Origin of the sequence: Rhizobium sp. AP16, from assembly GCF_000281735.1 — a bacterium.
Taxonomy (GTDB): Bacteria; Pseudomonadota; Alphaproteobacteria; order Rhizobiales; family Rhizobiaceae; genus Rhizobium; species Rhizobium rhizogenes.
In genome coordinates this window covers 33,429-46,901 of sequence record NZ_AJVM01000089.1, presented here as the reverse complement: position 1 = coordinate 46,901, position 13,473 = coordinate 33,429, and the positions used below count along the sequence as shown (strand labels likewise).

At 59.6% G+C, this 13,473-nt stretch carries 13 protein-coding genes and 1 tRNA gene; 10 read left to right on the top strand and 4 right to left on the bottom strand.

Going from position 1 to position 13,473, the window contains the following annotated elements; all coding sequences use genetic code 11:
* Positions 1-143: 143 nt before the first annotated feature.
* Both PMI03_RS29925 and PMI03_RS29920 read left to right on the top strand, forming a co-directional pair.
* Positions 144-998 (top strand): outer membrane protein, encoded by an 855-nt coding sequence (locus PMI03_RS29925; RefSeq protein WP_007703312.1) that lies wholly within the window; start codon positions 144-146, stop codon positions 996-998.
* A 251-nt stretch (positions 999-1,249) separates the two neighbouring features.
* Positions 1,250-2,080, top strand: a complete 831-nt coding sequence (locus PMI03_RS29920; protein WP_007703310.1) for an outer membrane protein — start codon at positions 1,250-1,252, stop codon at positions 2,078-2,080.
* Positions 2,081-2,088: 8 nt separating this feature from the next.
* On the opposite strand, the gene PMI03_RS29915 is transcribed toward PMI03_RS29920, so the two are convergent.
* A complete protein-coding gene (locus PMI03_RS29915; RefSeq protein ID WP_007703308.1) occupies positions 2,089-2,841 on the bottom strand; it encodes a glycosyltransferase family 25 protein in 753 nt (250 codons plus the stop codon).
* Positions 2,842-3,121: 280 nt separating this feature from the next.
* On the opposite strand from PMI03_RS29915, the gene PMI03_RS29910 reads away from it, so the two are divergent.
* From PMI03_RS29910 to PMI03_RS29875, 8 genes are all read left to right on the top strand, one after another.
* Entirely contained in the window at positions 3,122-4,300 is a 1,179-nt protein-coding gene (locus tag PMI03_RS29910) for a phosphoserine transaminase (protein ID WP_007703305.1), read from the top strand.
* Between the two features lie 146 nt (positions 4,301-4,446).
* On the top strand, positions 4,447-6,042 hold the full coding sequence (gene serA, locus PMI03_RS29905) for a phosphoglycerate dehydrogenase (RefSeq protein ID WP_007703301.1): 1,596 nt from the start codon (positions 4,447-4,449) through the stop codon (positions 6,040-6,042).
* 135 nt (positions 6,043-6,177) lie between these two features.
* Complete coding sequence (locus PMI03_RS29900) at positions 6,178-6,867, top strand: lysophospholipid acyltransferase family protein (RefSeq protein WP_007703297.1); 690 nt, start codon at positions 6,178-6,180, stop codon at positions 6,865-6,867.
* Positions 6,864-7,814: a phosphatidate cytidylyltransferase gene (locus tag PMI03_RS29895; protein WP_007703294.1), complete on the top strand. Its 951-nt coding sequence runs from the start codon at positions 6,864-6,866 to the stop codon at positions 7,812-7,814. The genes PMI03_RS29900 and PMI03_RS29895 overlap by 4 nt, the downstream gene beginning before the upstream one ends.
* Entirely contained in the window at positions 7,811-8,197 is a 387-nt protein-coding gene (locus PMI03_RS29890; RefSeq protein ID WP_007703291.1) for a hypothetical protein, read from the top strand. The genes PMI03_RS29895 and PMI03_RS29890 overlap by 4 nt, the downstream gene beginning before the upstream one ends.
* Positions 8,198-8,201: 4 nt before the next feature.
* Entirely contained in the window at positions 8,202-8,852 is a 651-nt protein-coding gene (locus tag PMI03_RS29885; RefSeq protein ID WP_007703288.1) for a CDP-alcohol phosphatidyltransferase family protein, read from the top strand.
* Between the two features lie 190 nt (positions 8,853-9,042).
* The gene (gene mnmA, locus PMI03_RS29880; RefSeq protein ID WP_007703284.1) at positions 9,043-10,242 is read left to right on the top strand and encodes a tRNA 2-thiouridine(34) synthase MnmA; all 1,200 of its coding nucleotides are present in this window, start codon (positions 9,043-9,045) and stop codon (positions 10,240-10,242) included.
* Between the two features lie 164 nt (positions 10,243-10,406).
* Positions 10,407-10,483, top strand: a tRNA-Met gene (locus PMI03_RS29875).
* On the opposite strand, the gene PMI03_RS31950 is transcribed toward PMI03_RS29875, so the two are convergent.
* From PMI03_RS31950 to PMI03_RS29865, 3 genes are all read right to left on the bottom strand, one after another.
* Positions 10,462-10,608, bottom strand: coding sequence for a hypothetical protein (locus PMI03_RS31950; RefSeq protein ID WP_309574496.1), 147 nt, complete (start codon positions 10,606-10,608; stop codon positions 10,462-10,464). The genes PMI03_RS29875 and PMI03_RS31950 overlap by 22 nt on opposite strands.
* A gap of 71 nt (positions 10,609-10,679) precedes the next feature.
* Complete coding sequence (locus PMI03_RS29870; RefSeq protein ID WP_007703278.1) at positions 10,680-11,633, bottom strand: glycosyltransferase family 92 protein; 954 nt, start codon at positions 11,631-11,633, stop codon at positions 10,680-10,682.
* 295 nt (positions 11,634-11,928) lie between these two features.
* Positions 11,929-13,017 (bottom strand): porin, encoded by a 1,089-nt coding sequence (locus tag PMI03_RS29865; protein WP_007703270.1) that lies wholly within the window; start codon positions 13,015-13,017, stop codon positions 11,929-11,931.
* Positions 13,018-13,473: the final 456 nt, after the last annotated feature.

The window sequence follows — 13,473 nt, the reverse complement described above, 5'->3', positions numbered from 1 at the left end:
AAAATAAAGTATATCCTGCAACCAAATAGAGTAAATATTCGTAGTTAATCGGGTTTTAACTCTTATCAACCATTATCCATGTCATGTCTTTTCAATTGGCAAGCGTTTGTCGTGCCAATGGCAATAACTTTGGAGCCAAATCCATGATGAAAACCTTGATTGGGGCAGTTGCCGCTCTGTTGGTTGGCACGTCTGCCTTTGCTGCTGATCTCTATACGCCTGAGCCGGCGCAGCAGACGCCGGAAGTGGCGGTCAGCCAATCCAGCGGCTGGTATCTGCGCGGCGATGTCGGCTATGCCTTCACCAAACTGCGCGGCTCCAATTATTTCCAGGGCTCAAATTCCAGCCTGGTGGATTTCGATAGCGCCAAGCTCAACGGCAATATGACGCTCGGCGGCGGTGTCGGCTATCAGATCAACAACTACCTGCGCACGGACGTGACGCTGGATTATCTCTTCAAATCCAATTTCAAAGGCTCGACGACCGGTGATTGCGGTGGCTGCGGCCCCGGCTTCACGGCAGTGCCGGCGACCTCGCGCGATCGCGCTTCGCTGACGGCCTACAGCTTGCTTGCCAATGCCTATGTCGATCTTGGCACATACAGTATCTTCACGCCTTACGTGGGTGGCGGTCTCGGTGGCACTTACGTCAAATGGAGCGACCTGAAGAATACTTCCTGCTCCGACGCCAATCCGGACTCCTGCGATGGCACCGTCTCGCATAAGGGCCGCGGCAGCTGGCGCTTCACCTACGCGCTGATGGCCGGTACCTCCATCGACCTCTCGTGTAACCTCAAGGCCGATGTCGGATATCGCTATCGCCATATCGAGGGTGGCAACATGTTCGGCTATGCGGAAAACGGTGGTCCCGGTTACGACAAGGGCATCAACCTGCATGAAGCTCGCATCGGCGCCCGCTATACTTTCGGCGGCTGCCAGACCGCCAGCTATATGCCGCCGGCCGATATCCCGGTCCAGCCGCAGCCGGTCTACAAGTAAGCGTCTTTCGCTCCAAGCCATTGAAAAGCCGTTCGGTTGCTCCGGGCGGCTTTTGCGTTTTCATCACCGCCGTTAAGCAATTCCGCAGCATCTTAAAGCTTCATTAACCATGAATTCCCTATGGTTAACGAAATAACAATGGCAGCGGCTCGATCCCGGCCTTTCCTCCCGGAGAGCCGGAGTGTGGGAACGACAAGAGCCGGCCAGGCTCGGAATGCGGGCGCCTGCCCGAGGATGGAAGGCGAGGGGTAATGATCCGTTTCGACGCTTTGGCGCTGGCTGCGATGATGGCGAGCGCATGTGCGGGCAGCGCCTTTGCGAGTGATCTGCCGCCGGAAATCAAGATGCCGGAAGTCAGCGTCAAGGACGCCCAGGGTTGGTATGTGCGCGGCGATTTCGGTTATGCCGTCAACGCCAGTCACGGCGATACGAGTTTCCGCACCTATGATCCCGCCGGTGGCGACTACGGCTCCGGTCGATTCGATTCGGATCGCTTCAGCGGCGATTTCTCCGGCGGATTGGGTGTCGGCTACCAATTCAACGACCTGTTCCGCGCCGATCTCACTGGCGATTACTTCAGCGGCGACTACGAAGGTCGGACTTCGAGCGCATCGCCCTGCTCGGGCAGTGCAGGCGGCACGGGTTGCTCCACCAAGGCCCGCTCCTCCTTCAAGGCAGGCAGCCTGATGGTGAACGGCTATGTCGATCTCGGCACGCTTGCCGGCTTCACGCCCTATGTCGGCGCCGGTCTCGGAGCGACCAGGATTTCCTGGAGCAGCGTCAATGCCGTCGGCTCCTGTGTCGACGGCTCTTCTAGCTGTGGTGGCAGCAGCTCGGTCAGCACTCGCTATCCCGGCGACAGCGATTGGCGTTTCACCTACGCCTTGATGGCCGGCGTTGCCTATGAAGTGGCGCCGAATGTGAAGCTGGATCTTGGCTATCGTTTCTCGCATGTCGCCGGCGGCGACATGTTCGGCTATTCCGCTGCCGATTCGGCGGCAGGCGCTGGCGGCACGATGGGCCGCGATGGCGCGCTGTCACGTCATGAAATCCGCGTCGGTTTGCGAATCACCACCTGGTAGGCCGTCTCCTACGGTGTCGTGAGAACGTAGGCGATGCGGCGGAAGAAATCGAAAGTGCGGAAAAGATGCGCCGGGATGCGCCGCAAAGCGGTGGACTTCGCGGCGTGATAGTCGCGGCGCCAGCCGATCATCGTGGTTCTCTGCAATGGGCTGAAGCCGGCGATATTGGCGCGCGTGGTGACGATGGACGTCCGCATGTCCCAGCCGCGTTCGATGGCGACATCCCAGGGCAGGGACATGACGGCGAGCGACTTGACGATCTTTTCCGCGCCGCGGCGCGTCACGAGGTAGCAGGCCGTCGAGCCCTGCGGGCCGAAGAGGCAACGGCCGATCACGTCTCCTTTGCGGCTGCGGGCCGTGGCATGGAAGCCGCCCCAGCGATGATTGACGAGCTTGATGACCTCGGCGGTCGGTGCTGCCTCTTGCGCCGCGACAGCGCGGGCGAGGAAGTTGCCATCCAGTGCTATGTCGTCCTCGATGATGATGGCCGATTGGCTGTCGCCCGCCAGAAATTGCCGGAGCGCCAGAAGGTGACTGCGATAGCAGCCATATTCACCGGGCAGGATGACCCTGCCATGTCGGCGCTGGAATCGCTCGTGATCGACGTCGACCCATTGCTCCTGCGGCAACAGAGCACCGTCGACGCCGTTAACGCGCTCGATCCTGATGCCGAATTCATCGCTCTGCCGCTGAATTTCCGCCAATCTGTCCGTCGCTCGATCAATGTTGATGAGGTAAACGGGCAGCGGCTGCGCGGGCATGCGAGGGCTTTCGGACAATGCGGCTTGATGTATTAGGGACATTTGCTCTTCATCGGTCGGCGCAAATCCATGAAACGCCATATCATATGGTGGCGTGTCCGCAAAGAAGCGAGCTTTTGTGTGGCTAATTCAGCATCTTCGCCAGCACGTTCCTGCACGAATTCGTGAAGCTCTGTCCACCCGCACTTTTTGCCTATTGCGCCCAAGCTCGGCTTCCAATATATCCGGCGGCGGGACACTCCTCCCCAACGAGGAGCTTTCTATCTGAGAGGATAGCATCATGACTAAGCTCGCCAAGCCGGACCTCCGTCCGAATAATACCCATTTTTCTTCTGGCCCCTGCTCGAAGCGCCCCGGTTGGACGCTCGATGCTCTTTCCGACGCGCCTCTTGGCCGTTCGCACCGTGCGAAAGTCGGCAAGGCCAAGCTGAAGCAGGCCATTGACCTTACCCGTGATATTCTGGACGTACCTGCGGATTACCGCATCGGTATCGTTCCCGCTTCCGATACCGGCGCCGTCGAAATGGCGCTCTGGTCGCTGCTCGGAGAGCGCGGCGTCGACATGCTCGCCTGGGAAAGCTTCGGTGCCGGCTGGGTCACCGATGTTGTCAAGCAGCTGAAGCTCAAGGACGTCCGCAAGCTCGAAGCCGGTTACGGCGATTTGCCCGATCTTTCCGCTGTCGATTTCGACCGCGACGTGGTCTTCACCTGGAACGGCACCACCTCCGGCGTCCGCGTCCCGAACGCCGACTTCATCCCGGCCGACCGCAAGGGCCTGACGATCTGCGACGCCACCTCGGCCGCTTTCGCGCAGAACCTCGACTTCGCCAAGCTCGATGTCGTCACCTTCTCCTGGCAGAAGGTTCTGGGCGGCGAGGGCGCGCATGGCGTCATTATCCTGTCGCCGCGTGCCGTCGAGCGTCTGACCACCTATCAGCCCGCCTGGCCGTTGCCGAAAATCTTCCGCATGACCAGCGGCGGCAAGCTTATCGAAGGCATCTTCACCGGCGAGACGATCAACACGCCGTCGATGCTCTGCGTCGAGGACTATATCGACGCTCTGCTCTGGGCCAAGGATCTCGGTGGCCTCAAGGCTCTGATCGGTCGCGCCGATGCCAACGCCAAGGTCATCCATGACTTTGTCGCTGCCAACGACTGGATCGCCAATCTGGCCAACAAGGTCGAGACGCAGTCCAATACCTCCGTCTGCCTGAAGATCGTCGACAAGGATGTCGTCGCTCTCGATAATGACGGTCAGGCGAACTTCGCCAAGGGTCTGGTGGCTCTTCTCGAAAAGGAAGGCGTCGCCTACGACGTCGGCCACTATCGCGACGCGCCGTCGGGCCTGCGCATCTGGGCAGGCGCAACGATCGAAGCTGCCGACATGCAGAAGCTGATGCCCTGGCTTTCCTGGGCTTTCGAAACGCAGAAGGCAACGCTCTCCCAGGCCGCTGCCTGAGGTTTAAGCGTTCCCGGCTCCGCCAAAAGGGCGGAGCCCAGCATTCCGAACTCTCTGTTTGCTTTCACGCAATTCCGGACGGAAAGCCGTTTCGCACTTTTCTTGGAATTGCCCATCATCGCTGACCCTTTTTCAGGAGGCCTCCCATGGCACCTCGTGTTCTCGTATCCGACGAACTGTCGGAAACCGCCGTTCAGATCTTCCGCGATCGTGGCGTCGAAGTCGATTTTCAGCCGCAGCTTGGCAAGGACAAGGACAAGCTGCTCGAAATCATCGGCAATTATGATGGTCTCGCCATCCGTTCCGCCACCAAGGTGACCGAGAAGATCATCGAAGCGGCGAAGAACCTCAAGGTCGTCGGCCGCGCCGGTATCGGCGTTGACAACGTCGATATTCCGGCGGCCTCGCGCCGCGGTATCATCGTCATGAACACGCCCTTCGGCAACTCGATCACCACGGCCGAGCACGCGATCGCCCTGATGTTCGCCGTTGCCCGCCAGCTTCCGTCTGCCGACGCCTCGACCCAGGCCGGCAAGTGGGAGAAGTCGAAGTTCATGGGGGTCGAAATCACAGGCAAGACGCTCGGCGTCATCGGCGCCGGCAATATCGGTTCGATCGTCATTGCCCGCGCCATCGGCCTGAAGATGCATGTTGTCGCCTATGACCCGTTCCTGTCGAAGGAACGCGCCGAGGAAATGGGCGTCACCAAGGTCGAGCTCGATGAGTTGTTCGCCCGTGCCGACTTCATCACGCTGCATGTGCCGCTGACGGACAAGACCCGCAACATCATCGACGCCGATGCACTCGCCAAGATCAAGCCGGGCGTTCGTATCATCAACTGCGCCCGAGGCGGTCTGGTGGATGAGGAAGCGCTTGCCGCCGCCATCAAGTCCGGCCATGTCGCCGGTGCCGCCTTCGACGTCTTCGAGGTCGAGCCCGCCAAGGAAAGCCCGCTGTTCGGCCTGCCGAACGTCGTCTGCACGCCGCATCTCGGCGCCTCGACCACGGAAGCGCAGGAAAATGTCGCTCTGCAGGTGGCCGAGCAGATGTCGGACTATCTGGTCAAGGGCGCGGTCTCCAACGCCATCAACATGCCGTCGATCACCGCCGAGGAAGCGCCGCTTCTGAAGCCGTTCATCAAGCTCGCCGATGTTCTCGGTGCCTTCGTCGGTCAGGTGACGGACGATCCGATCAAGGAAATCGAGATCCTCTATGATGGCGTCACCGCCGGCATGAATACCAAGGCGCTGACGAGCGCGCTGCTGGCCGGTCTCATTCGCAACCAGGTGGCCGACGTCAACATGGTTTCGGCGCCGATCATGATCAAGGAAAAGGGCATCGTCCTTGCCGAAGTCAAGCGCGACAAGACCGGCGTCTATGACGGCTACATCAAGTTGACGGTCACCACCGACAGCATGAGCCGCTCGGTCGCCGGCACTGTCTTCTCCGACGGCAAGCCGCGCTTCATCCAGATCAAGGGCATCAATCTCGATGCCGATGTCGGCAACCATATGGTCTATCTCGCCAATACCGACGTTCCCGGCATGATCGGCTTCATCGGCTCGACACTCGGTTCCGCCGGTGTGAACATCGCCAACTTCCAGCTCGGCCGCGACAAGCAGGGCGGCGACGCCATCGCGCTGCTCTATGTCGATGGCCCGATCAACGACGAGGTTCTGGGCAAACTGACCGCGCATCAGGCGATCCGTCAGGCCAAGCCGCTGGTGTTCAACGTCGACTAAATCGCTCCTCCCAAGAGCTATCCGAAGAGCCCGGCGTAACGTCAGTTGTGCCGGGCTTTTCTTTACCTTCTGCGGCTGTGGATAAGTCCACGCATCAGGCTATCGGGTCCGTTCAAACACGCCTATCTCTTTGTCATGGGGGAGTTGCTAAAGAGCATTTTCGGGGACACGCTGGGCAAGCCGGTCGAATGGCTTGCGAAACCGGCATCCGTTGCCATCGTGCTGTTCGCGCGGGCCATTACCGCTGTCAGGGCGATCTGGCCGGAGAGCGGTGTTCCGTCCGGCCGATGCGTCTATTTCGCCAATCATTCCAGCCACGGCGATTTCATCCTGATCTGGACCGTACTTCCGCCGCGGCTTCGTCAGCGCACACGGCCGGTCGCCGGTGCCGAGTACTGGTTGAAGTCGAAATTGAACAGCTTCATCGGCCGCGACGTCTTCAATGCCGTCTTGATCGAGCGCGATCGGGAAGCGCGAACGGAAGATCCGGTCGAGCAGATGGCTGCGGCGATCGATGCTGGTTCCTCGCTGATCCTGTTTCCCGAAGGCACGCGAAACCTGACGGATGCGCCGTTGCAGCCGTTCAAGAGCGGGCTTTATCATCTGGCGATGGCTCGTCCCGATATCGATCTCATTCCCGTCTGGATCAACAATCTCAACCGCGTCATGCCCAAGGGTGAGTTCGTGCCCATTCCGCTGATCTGCACGGTGACCTTCGGCGAGGCGCTGCATATCGGCGCGGACGAGGATAAGGCGGACTTTCTGGTGCGGGCGCAATCGGCGCTGCTGGCTTTGTCGCCCAAGCAAGTGGGGCATGGCGAATGAGCGCGGCAAGCTCCGATCTGATCCATCTGGTTCTCGGCATTTTCGGCGTGCTGATCATCGCGTCCGTCATCGGTTATGTGTTGCAGCAGCGGCTGTCGCCGGATGGATCGAACGCGGCGATCGAAAACCTCAATGCCCGCATCAAGGCCTGGTGGGTGATGGTCATCCTGATCGGTCTCGCCTTTCTGGCGGGCCGCGCCGGGGTCATCCTGCTCTTCGCCTTCTGTTCCTTTGCGGCGCTGCGCGAATTCGTCACGCTGATCAGTACCCGGCGTGCCGACCATTGGGCGCTCGCCGCCGCATTCTTCGTCGCTCTGCCGGTGCAGTATTATCTGCTATGGGCCGAGCAATACGGCATCTACGCGATCTTTATCCCGGTCTATGCCTTCCTGCTGATGCCGATCATCGCGGTCTTGCGCGGCGACACCGAGCGCTTTCTGATCCGCATCGCCGAAGTGCAATGGGCGCTGATGATCTGCGTTTTCTGCGCCTCGCATGTGCCGGCGCTGTTGACCTTGCATATTCCCGGCTATGAAGGCCGCAACGTCCTTCTGATCGCCTTCCTCGTCATCGTCGTGCAGCTCAGCGATGTGCTGCAATATGTCTGGGGCAAGCTGTTCGGCCGCCACAAGATCGCGCCGAAACTGTCGCCGTCGAAAACGGTGGAAGGCTTTGTCGGCGGCGTCGCCAGCGCGACGCTGATCGGCGCGGCGCTGTGGTGGATCACGCCGTTCACCCCGCTGCAAGCGGGGCTGCTTGCCTTCGTCATTACGATCATGGGCTTCTTCGGCGGCCTGGTGATGTCGGCGATCAAGCGCGATCGCGGCGTCAAGGATTGGGGCCACCTGATCGAAGGCCATGGCGGGTTGATCGATCGTCTGGATTCCGTCGTCTTCTCCGCACCGATCTTCTTTCATCTGGTTCGCTACTGGTGGGTGGCGTCATGACCGGGCGGGTGAGGGCGCTTGCCGGCAGTAGCGCCGTGCATGTGCTTTTCGCTTTCCTCGCCATGGGCGGCTGGGCCGTTTTCGCCAACCGGATGCATCCGATGCCGTGGCCCGTAATCGCAGGTCTTGTCCAGGGCATTCTGTCGGCCTGCCTGACGCTATTCCTCAAATCGGTCATCGAAGCCCTGTCGCGGCGATTCCATGGTTTTGCCGCCCTCTGGGCGCCGCCATTGATCGCCTGCCTTGGCTCCACCTGCATATTGGTGACGATCCATACGCTCAGCGGCACGCCGGAGATCTTGAAGACCATCGCAGTGCCGCTGCTGGTGTCGACCAGCTATGCGGCGCTCTACAATTATTCGATTTCCGGCGGGAGGGGTTAAGTTCATGGTGGGCGAAGGGACGGGCGACAGGCGGCCATTGGCCAGCCGCAACACGCGCTGGGCGCAGGGATTAGCGCGGTGGATGACCGCGCTGTCGGTGACGCCGAACCAGATATCGCAGGCGAGCATGGTCATGGCGGCGTTGGCGGGTGGCTCCTTCTGGCTGTCGGGGCAGGAGGATGTCGAGTTGCGCATCCTGTTCCTGATCCTTGCGGCGCTCTTCTGCCAGTTGCGGCTGCTGTGCAATCTGCTTGATGGCATGGTCGCCGTCGAGGGCGGCAAGGGCGAGGCGGATGGGCCGTTCTGGAATGAATTCCCGGACCGCGTCGCCGATATTCTGGTCTTTGCCGGTGTCGGTTATGGTATCGCCACGCCCGGCCTTGGCTGGGCGGCTGCCGCCTTTGCCGTTCTCACCGCCTATGTCCGCGAGCTCGGCCGCGCCACCGGCAATCCCAGCGATTTCGGCGGGCCGATGGCCAAGCAGCATCGCATGGCGACAATCACGGCCGCAGCACTGCTTTCCATTCTCGAAGTGCTCTGGACCGGCGGCAGCTGGGTGCTGACCATCGCGCTCTGGATCGTCGCTGTGGGGGCTGCGGTGACGGCGTTGCGGCGCGGGCTCAACCTCATTCGGCAGCTGAAGGCGAAGCACTGAGCGTTGCTCGCGGTCGGCTTGATTCGCCGCCCCTTGCGTCCGGCGGCAATCCTTTCTATATCCCTGATCGATTGAGGCCGGGCGGTTAAAGCCGCCGTGTGCCCCCAGATGATAAAAATCCGCCGCTTTTGCATGGCAACCGGTGGAAAGAAGACAGCACCGAAGATCGACTGAGATTGGCGGCAAGACCGTGAACACACTGGATTTTGACAAGAAGCCGGAAGACACCCGCGTCGTCGTCGCCATGTCGGGCGGCGTCGATAGCTCGGTCGTTGCCGGCATTTTGAAGCGCCAGGGCTATGATGTGCTCGGCATAACGCTGCAGCTTTACGATCACGGTGCCGCCGTGCATCGCGCCGGCTCCTGCTGCGCGGGCCAGGATATCGACGATGCCCGCCGCGTCTGCGAGACGATCGGCATTCCGCATTATGTGCTCGACTACGAGAAGCGTTTCCGCGAGACGGTGATTAATCCCTTCGCCGAAAGCTATGTCGCCGGCGAGACGCCGATCCCTTGCGTCTCCTGTAATCAGACCGTCAAGTTCGCCGATCTGCTGGCGACCGCCAAGGAACTCGGCGCCGACGCGCTGGCGACCGGCCATTATATCCGCTCGCGCCCGAACCCGTCTGCGGATCATCCCGGCCGCCGTGCGCTCTATCGCCCTGCTGATGCCGACCGCGACCAGAGCTATTTTCTGTTTGCGACGACGCAGGAGCAGATCGACTATCTGCGCTTCCCGCTCGGCGGCATGCCGAAGGCGGAGACGCGGGCGCTTGCGGAAGAGATGGGCCTTGTCGTCGCCAAGAAGGCCGACAGCCAGGACATCTGTTTCGTGCCGCAGGGCAAATATTCCGACGTCATCGCCAAGCTGAAGCCGAATGCGGCGCTTGCGGGCGAGATCGTTCATCTCGACGGCCGCGTGCTCGGTCGCCACGAAGGCATCCTGCATTATACGATCGGCCAGCGCCGCGGCATCGGTGTCGCCACCGGCGATCCGCTCTATGTGGTCTTTCTCGACGCCCGCTCGCGCCGCGTCATTGTCGGCCCGAAGGAAGCGCTGGAAACGCACCGCGTCTATCTGCGCGACGTCAACTGGCTTGGCGACGAACCGCTGCTGGAAGCCGCCTCCAGCGAAGGCTTTGCCTGCTACGCCAAGGTCCGCTCCACCCGGCCGCCGGAGCCCGCCGTGCTGCGCGCTGACAAGGACGGCATCTATGTCGACCTGACGATCGGCGAAGCCGGCGTCGCACCCGGCCAGGCCTGTGCGCTCTATTCCGCCCCCGGCGATGACGCCCGCGTCTATGGCGGCGGCTTCATCGAACGTTCCGAGCGCGAGCCGATGGCTGAGGCGTCGCTGAAGGCATTGCTGGCAAGCCCGGTTGCGGCCTGAAGGCAGGTGACGACCGGGGCAGGGGAAAGCGTTGATTTTTCCAAATCATCCGCTTGACACAAAGCCGAACCGCACCTTATAAGCCGCTCAACCGACGAGCCAACGCTCCTTGAGCGGCGGTTTCGTTTGGCCCTTGTGCATAAGTAATGATTATGCGCGGATGTGGCGGAGTAGCTCAGTAGGTCAGAGCAGAGGAATCATAATCCTTGTGTCGGGGGTTCAAATCCCTCCTCCGCTACCATCAAAACAGCCGACATAATTACGATCATGTCCATAGAGGCTGGTGTTCCTGCCTTGATTGAGGCCGGCAATCTGATTGATCGTTTCCAAACGATGATTGGACGGAGAGCCAAGACCGAACTCCATCAGTAGATCGCCTTTGCTCTATAGCCGCATGGCTGAATTTGCGGACAGGATGCCTTGCATACCAACGAGGCTCACCGGGAGTGAGCCACAGCGCGGTCCTGACTGCGGTCGTCATCCGTAAGTTCAATGGCGTTGCGTATCACGAAGTCCTCCATGGCGTGATCTTCGATCTCGTCAGCCTCGATATTCGCAATCGTTGTTCGCACCTTCGCTTCAAGCTTCTGGTGCGAAGTCGCGAAGTTTGAGCCGCGTTGAATTTTCGCCTGCAGTTCCTCTTCGGATTTGCTGTAATAATGGTTGAGCTGCAGGAACTGGTTTGAATAGAAGGCGGCTGATTTTCGGCCTCTGCGCGTAAAGCGATGCCCGCCATCGTTTACCGTCAGATCCCCAAATTCGCGTGTCTTGAACTGGTGGATGCTGACTTCGACGACCTCGCACGGATCGACGATGCATTTGAAATTGGTAGAATGCTCTTTGCGGCTCAGTGGATCGGCGCTGCGCCTGGTGTAGCTCAACAGGATGGGTCCTTCCGGCTTTGTCTTGTGGCCGCTGGTGCCGAACATATGCCAGGGCAGAGATATATTGGGGAAATTCTGGGTGGCGACGAGCGCCTCCTCGACCGTCGTGCCTTTTTTCGGGAGGAGGAACTCGTCGGCGTCGATGAAAGCCATGCGCCGAAATGCGCTGCCGAAGTTGAGAATTGCGTGGGCGAAGGCAACCACTTGGCAATCGAGGAAGCGCTCGTCTTCGCCATAGGTCATCCGTCCCGCCCAGGGCACGATTGTCAGGGCGTCCGGCGTGAGGATCTGTCGCAAGATCGTGCAGGTGTCATCCGCTGAACCGTTATCGTAGAGGATGAAATGGCGTATACCAACAGCCTGGTGAAAGCGAACCCACTCGCCGATATAGGCTCCCTCGTCCTTCACGCAGACCACGATGGCGATGCCGTGCCTTTCAGGAAATGGCGCTGGCGGTTGTATTGCGAGTTTCTTGATCGATGACTTTCCGCGTCCGAACCACCGCATTGATGTTCCCACTGTCGAAGCAGCCCAACCGAAACCGAATCCAGCCGCAAGAGATCGAAAATCTGTTCACCCGCTCGGTTTGGCAGGCGTTAGCACTATGATCGCCATCCAGGGACGATGAGTTCATTGGACTTCGGGTGGCGGACGTCACACGCAGGTGATCGTACCCCACCCATCGCTGCCGCTGATCTGGCGTCGCTGATCCGTTTGGTTGGCTCGAAAACTAGCCAGAAGAAGGCCCGGCAGGGGAAGCCGGACCTTCCTGTCACTGATCGGAGGTCAAATTCAGATCAGATCAAAAGCTGCGTTCGAAGCGGAGGATGCCGGCCCACTGGTCTTCGTTGACCGAATCCCAGTTGGTGTAGGAGACTTCCGGCTCGATCAGGAGGTTCTTAACCGGGTTGAACTTGACGTTCGTAGTTGCGGCGAAGATCTTCGAGTCGGTGTAGGCGACCTGGAAGTTCCACTTCAGCTTTTCGTTGATCGGAACGCTTGCGCCGCCCCAGACTGCCCAGTCGCCCCAGCCGCAAAGGTAGCCCTGGTTGGTTGGGCAAGTCGATTCATCGTTGTTCGAGCCGGCATACTGGTTCAGCTTGCTGCCGTCCGTGTTGTAGCCGCCCATGACGAAGGCCGAGAAAACGCCGAAGTCAGCGTCGACGCGAGCCTTGACCGCGCCTTCCTCGACGATGGAGTCATAACCACCGACGACCTTGAAGGACCATGCGCCAGCCTTGTAACCGGCACCGGCAACGACGTTCGGAGCATAGTGATTGGATTCCGAGGTGACCCAGGCGCCGTCATAGCTGCTCGCATCATCGGATGAATTGGTGTCTTCGAGCGAGATCACGGCCGTGAAGCCGTTGCCGGCGTCATAGTTGTAGGTCAACTGGTTGAGTTCGTACGGGCCATCATAGACGACGTCGTCGTTGATGACGTCGCCGGCATAACCGGTGAAGACGTTGTACTGCGAGTCTTCCTTGCCGACGGTGAAGCCGCCGAGGCTGATGCTGGCGTGCAGCAGGTTGGTCGTCGTGGAATTGCCGTCATTCCAGTCCCAACGCAGCTCGGCGTTGGTCTTCAGCGGACCGTATTCGGTGTCGGTCGCCGTCTGCAGCTGCAGCTCGGCACGCGTATGCCAGAGCGTTCCGTTTTTGCTGCTCGGATTGTAGGCGTTGCCCCATTCACCTTCGGTGCGAACCTTGCCACCGATCTTCAGGCATGTTTCGGTACCGGGGATAAAGAAGTATCCGGCGCCGTATGCGTCGCATATTTTTACATATTCCAGCGGCTCCGGCTCGGCTGCGACAACCGCATCGGCAGCGCTGGCTTGCGATGCGACGATGAGAGCGGCTGCAGAGCTGAGCATAAGGCTCTTGATATTCATTCTGGCTCCATTTGGTTTTGGCTACCTACGGACATCGCGAAGCGACCTGGCGATGCCTCGTGCTAGCTTTATGGTTTCCGGCTGAAAGCTGATTGGCTTCCGCGCTATATCTAGCTGTGAAAACTTTTGGAGTTTCGAATATTTACCAAGCAACGACTTAGTTAATTGAAGTGATTCAAGGGTGTGTTGCCAAAATATCTCGATATTCAATGTATTGTTTCGTGATTTAAACTTCATTATATTTCAAGAAAATTTGAGAAACGTACGTCTTAGTTTGGACATTTATTACGATGATTCGCGCTTTTCCTTTTGGTAGATGTATGTTCACCAAAAGGGCATCTGCTTTCCGCCTGGCGAATGCCACATTTGGCAGCGCAAATTTTGAAGGATGAATGCAGGGTTTGGTTCGTTGCCGCAAGAATCAAGCGCATCTGTTCCCATGGAAATCGCGCTAAT

Bases quoted from the DNA above. Each gene is read 5' to 3' on its own strand.
- PMI03_RS29910 (WP_007703305.1), top strand. From the start codon at position 3,122: ATGACTAAGCTCGCCAAGCCGGACCTCCGTCCGAATAATACCCATTTT.
- PMI03_RS29915 (WP_007703308.1), bottom strand. From the start codon at position 2,841: ATGCCCGCGCAGCCGCTGCCCGTTTACCTCATCAACATTGATCGAGCG.
- PMI03_RS29885 (WP_007703288.1), top strand. From the start codon at position 8,202: ATGGTGGGCGAAGGGACGGGCGACAGGCGGCCATTGGCCAGCCGCAAC.
- PMI03_RS29895 (WP_007703294.1), top strand. From the start codon at position 6,864: ATGAGCGCGGCAAGCTCCGATCTGATCCATCTGGTTCTCGGCATTTTC.
- PMI03_RS31950 (WP_309574496.1), bottom strand. From the start codon at position 10,608: ATGGAGTTCGGTCTTGGCTCTCCGTCCAATCATCGTTTGGAAACGATC.
- PMI03_RS29900 (WP_007703297.1), top strand. From the start codon at position 6,178: ATGGGGGAGTTGCTAAAGAGCATTTTCGGGGACACGCTGGGCAAGCCG.
- PMI03_RS29890 (WP_007703291.1), top strand. From the start codon at position 7,811: ATGACCGGGCGGGTGAGGGCGCTTGCCGGCAGTAGCGCCGTGCATGTG.
- serA (WP_007703301.1), top strand. From the start codon at position 4,447: ATGGCACCTCGTGTTCTCGTATCCGACGAACTGTCGGAAACCGCCGTT.
- PMI03_RS29865 (WP_007703270.1), bottom strand. From the start codon at position 13,017: ATGAATATCAAGAGCCTTATGCTCAGCTCTGCAGCCGCTCTCATCGTC.
- PMI03_RS29920 (WP_007703310.1), top strand. From the start codon at position 1,250: ATGATCCGTTTCGACGCTTTGGCGCTGGCTGCGATGATGGCGAGCGCA.
- PMI03_RS29870 (WP_007703278.1), bottom strand. From the start codon at position 11,633: ATGCGGTGGTTCGGACGCGGAAAGTCATCGATCAAGAAACTCGCAATA.
- PMI03_RS29925 (WP_007703312.1), top strand. From the start codon at position 144: ATGATGAAAACCTTGATTGGGGCAGTTGCCGCTCTGTTGGTTGGCACG.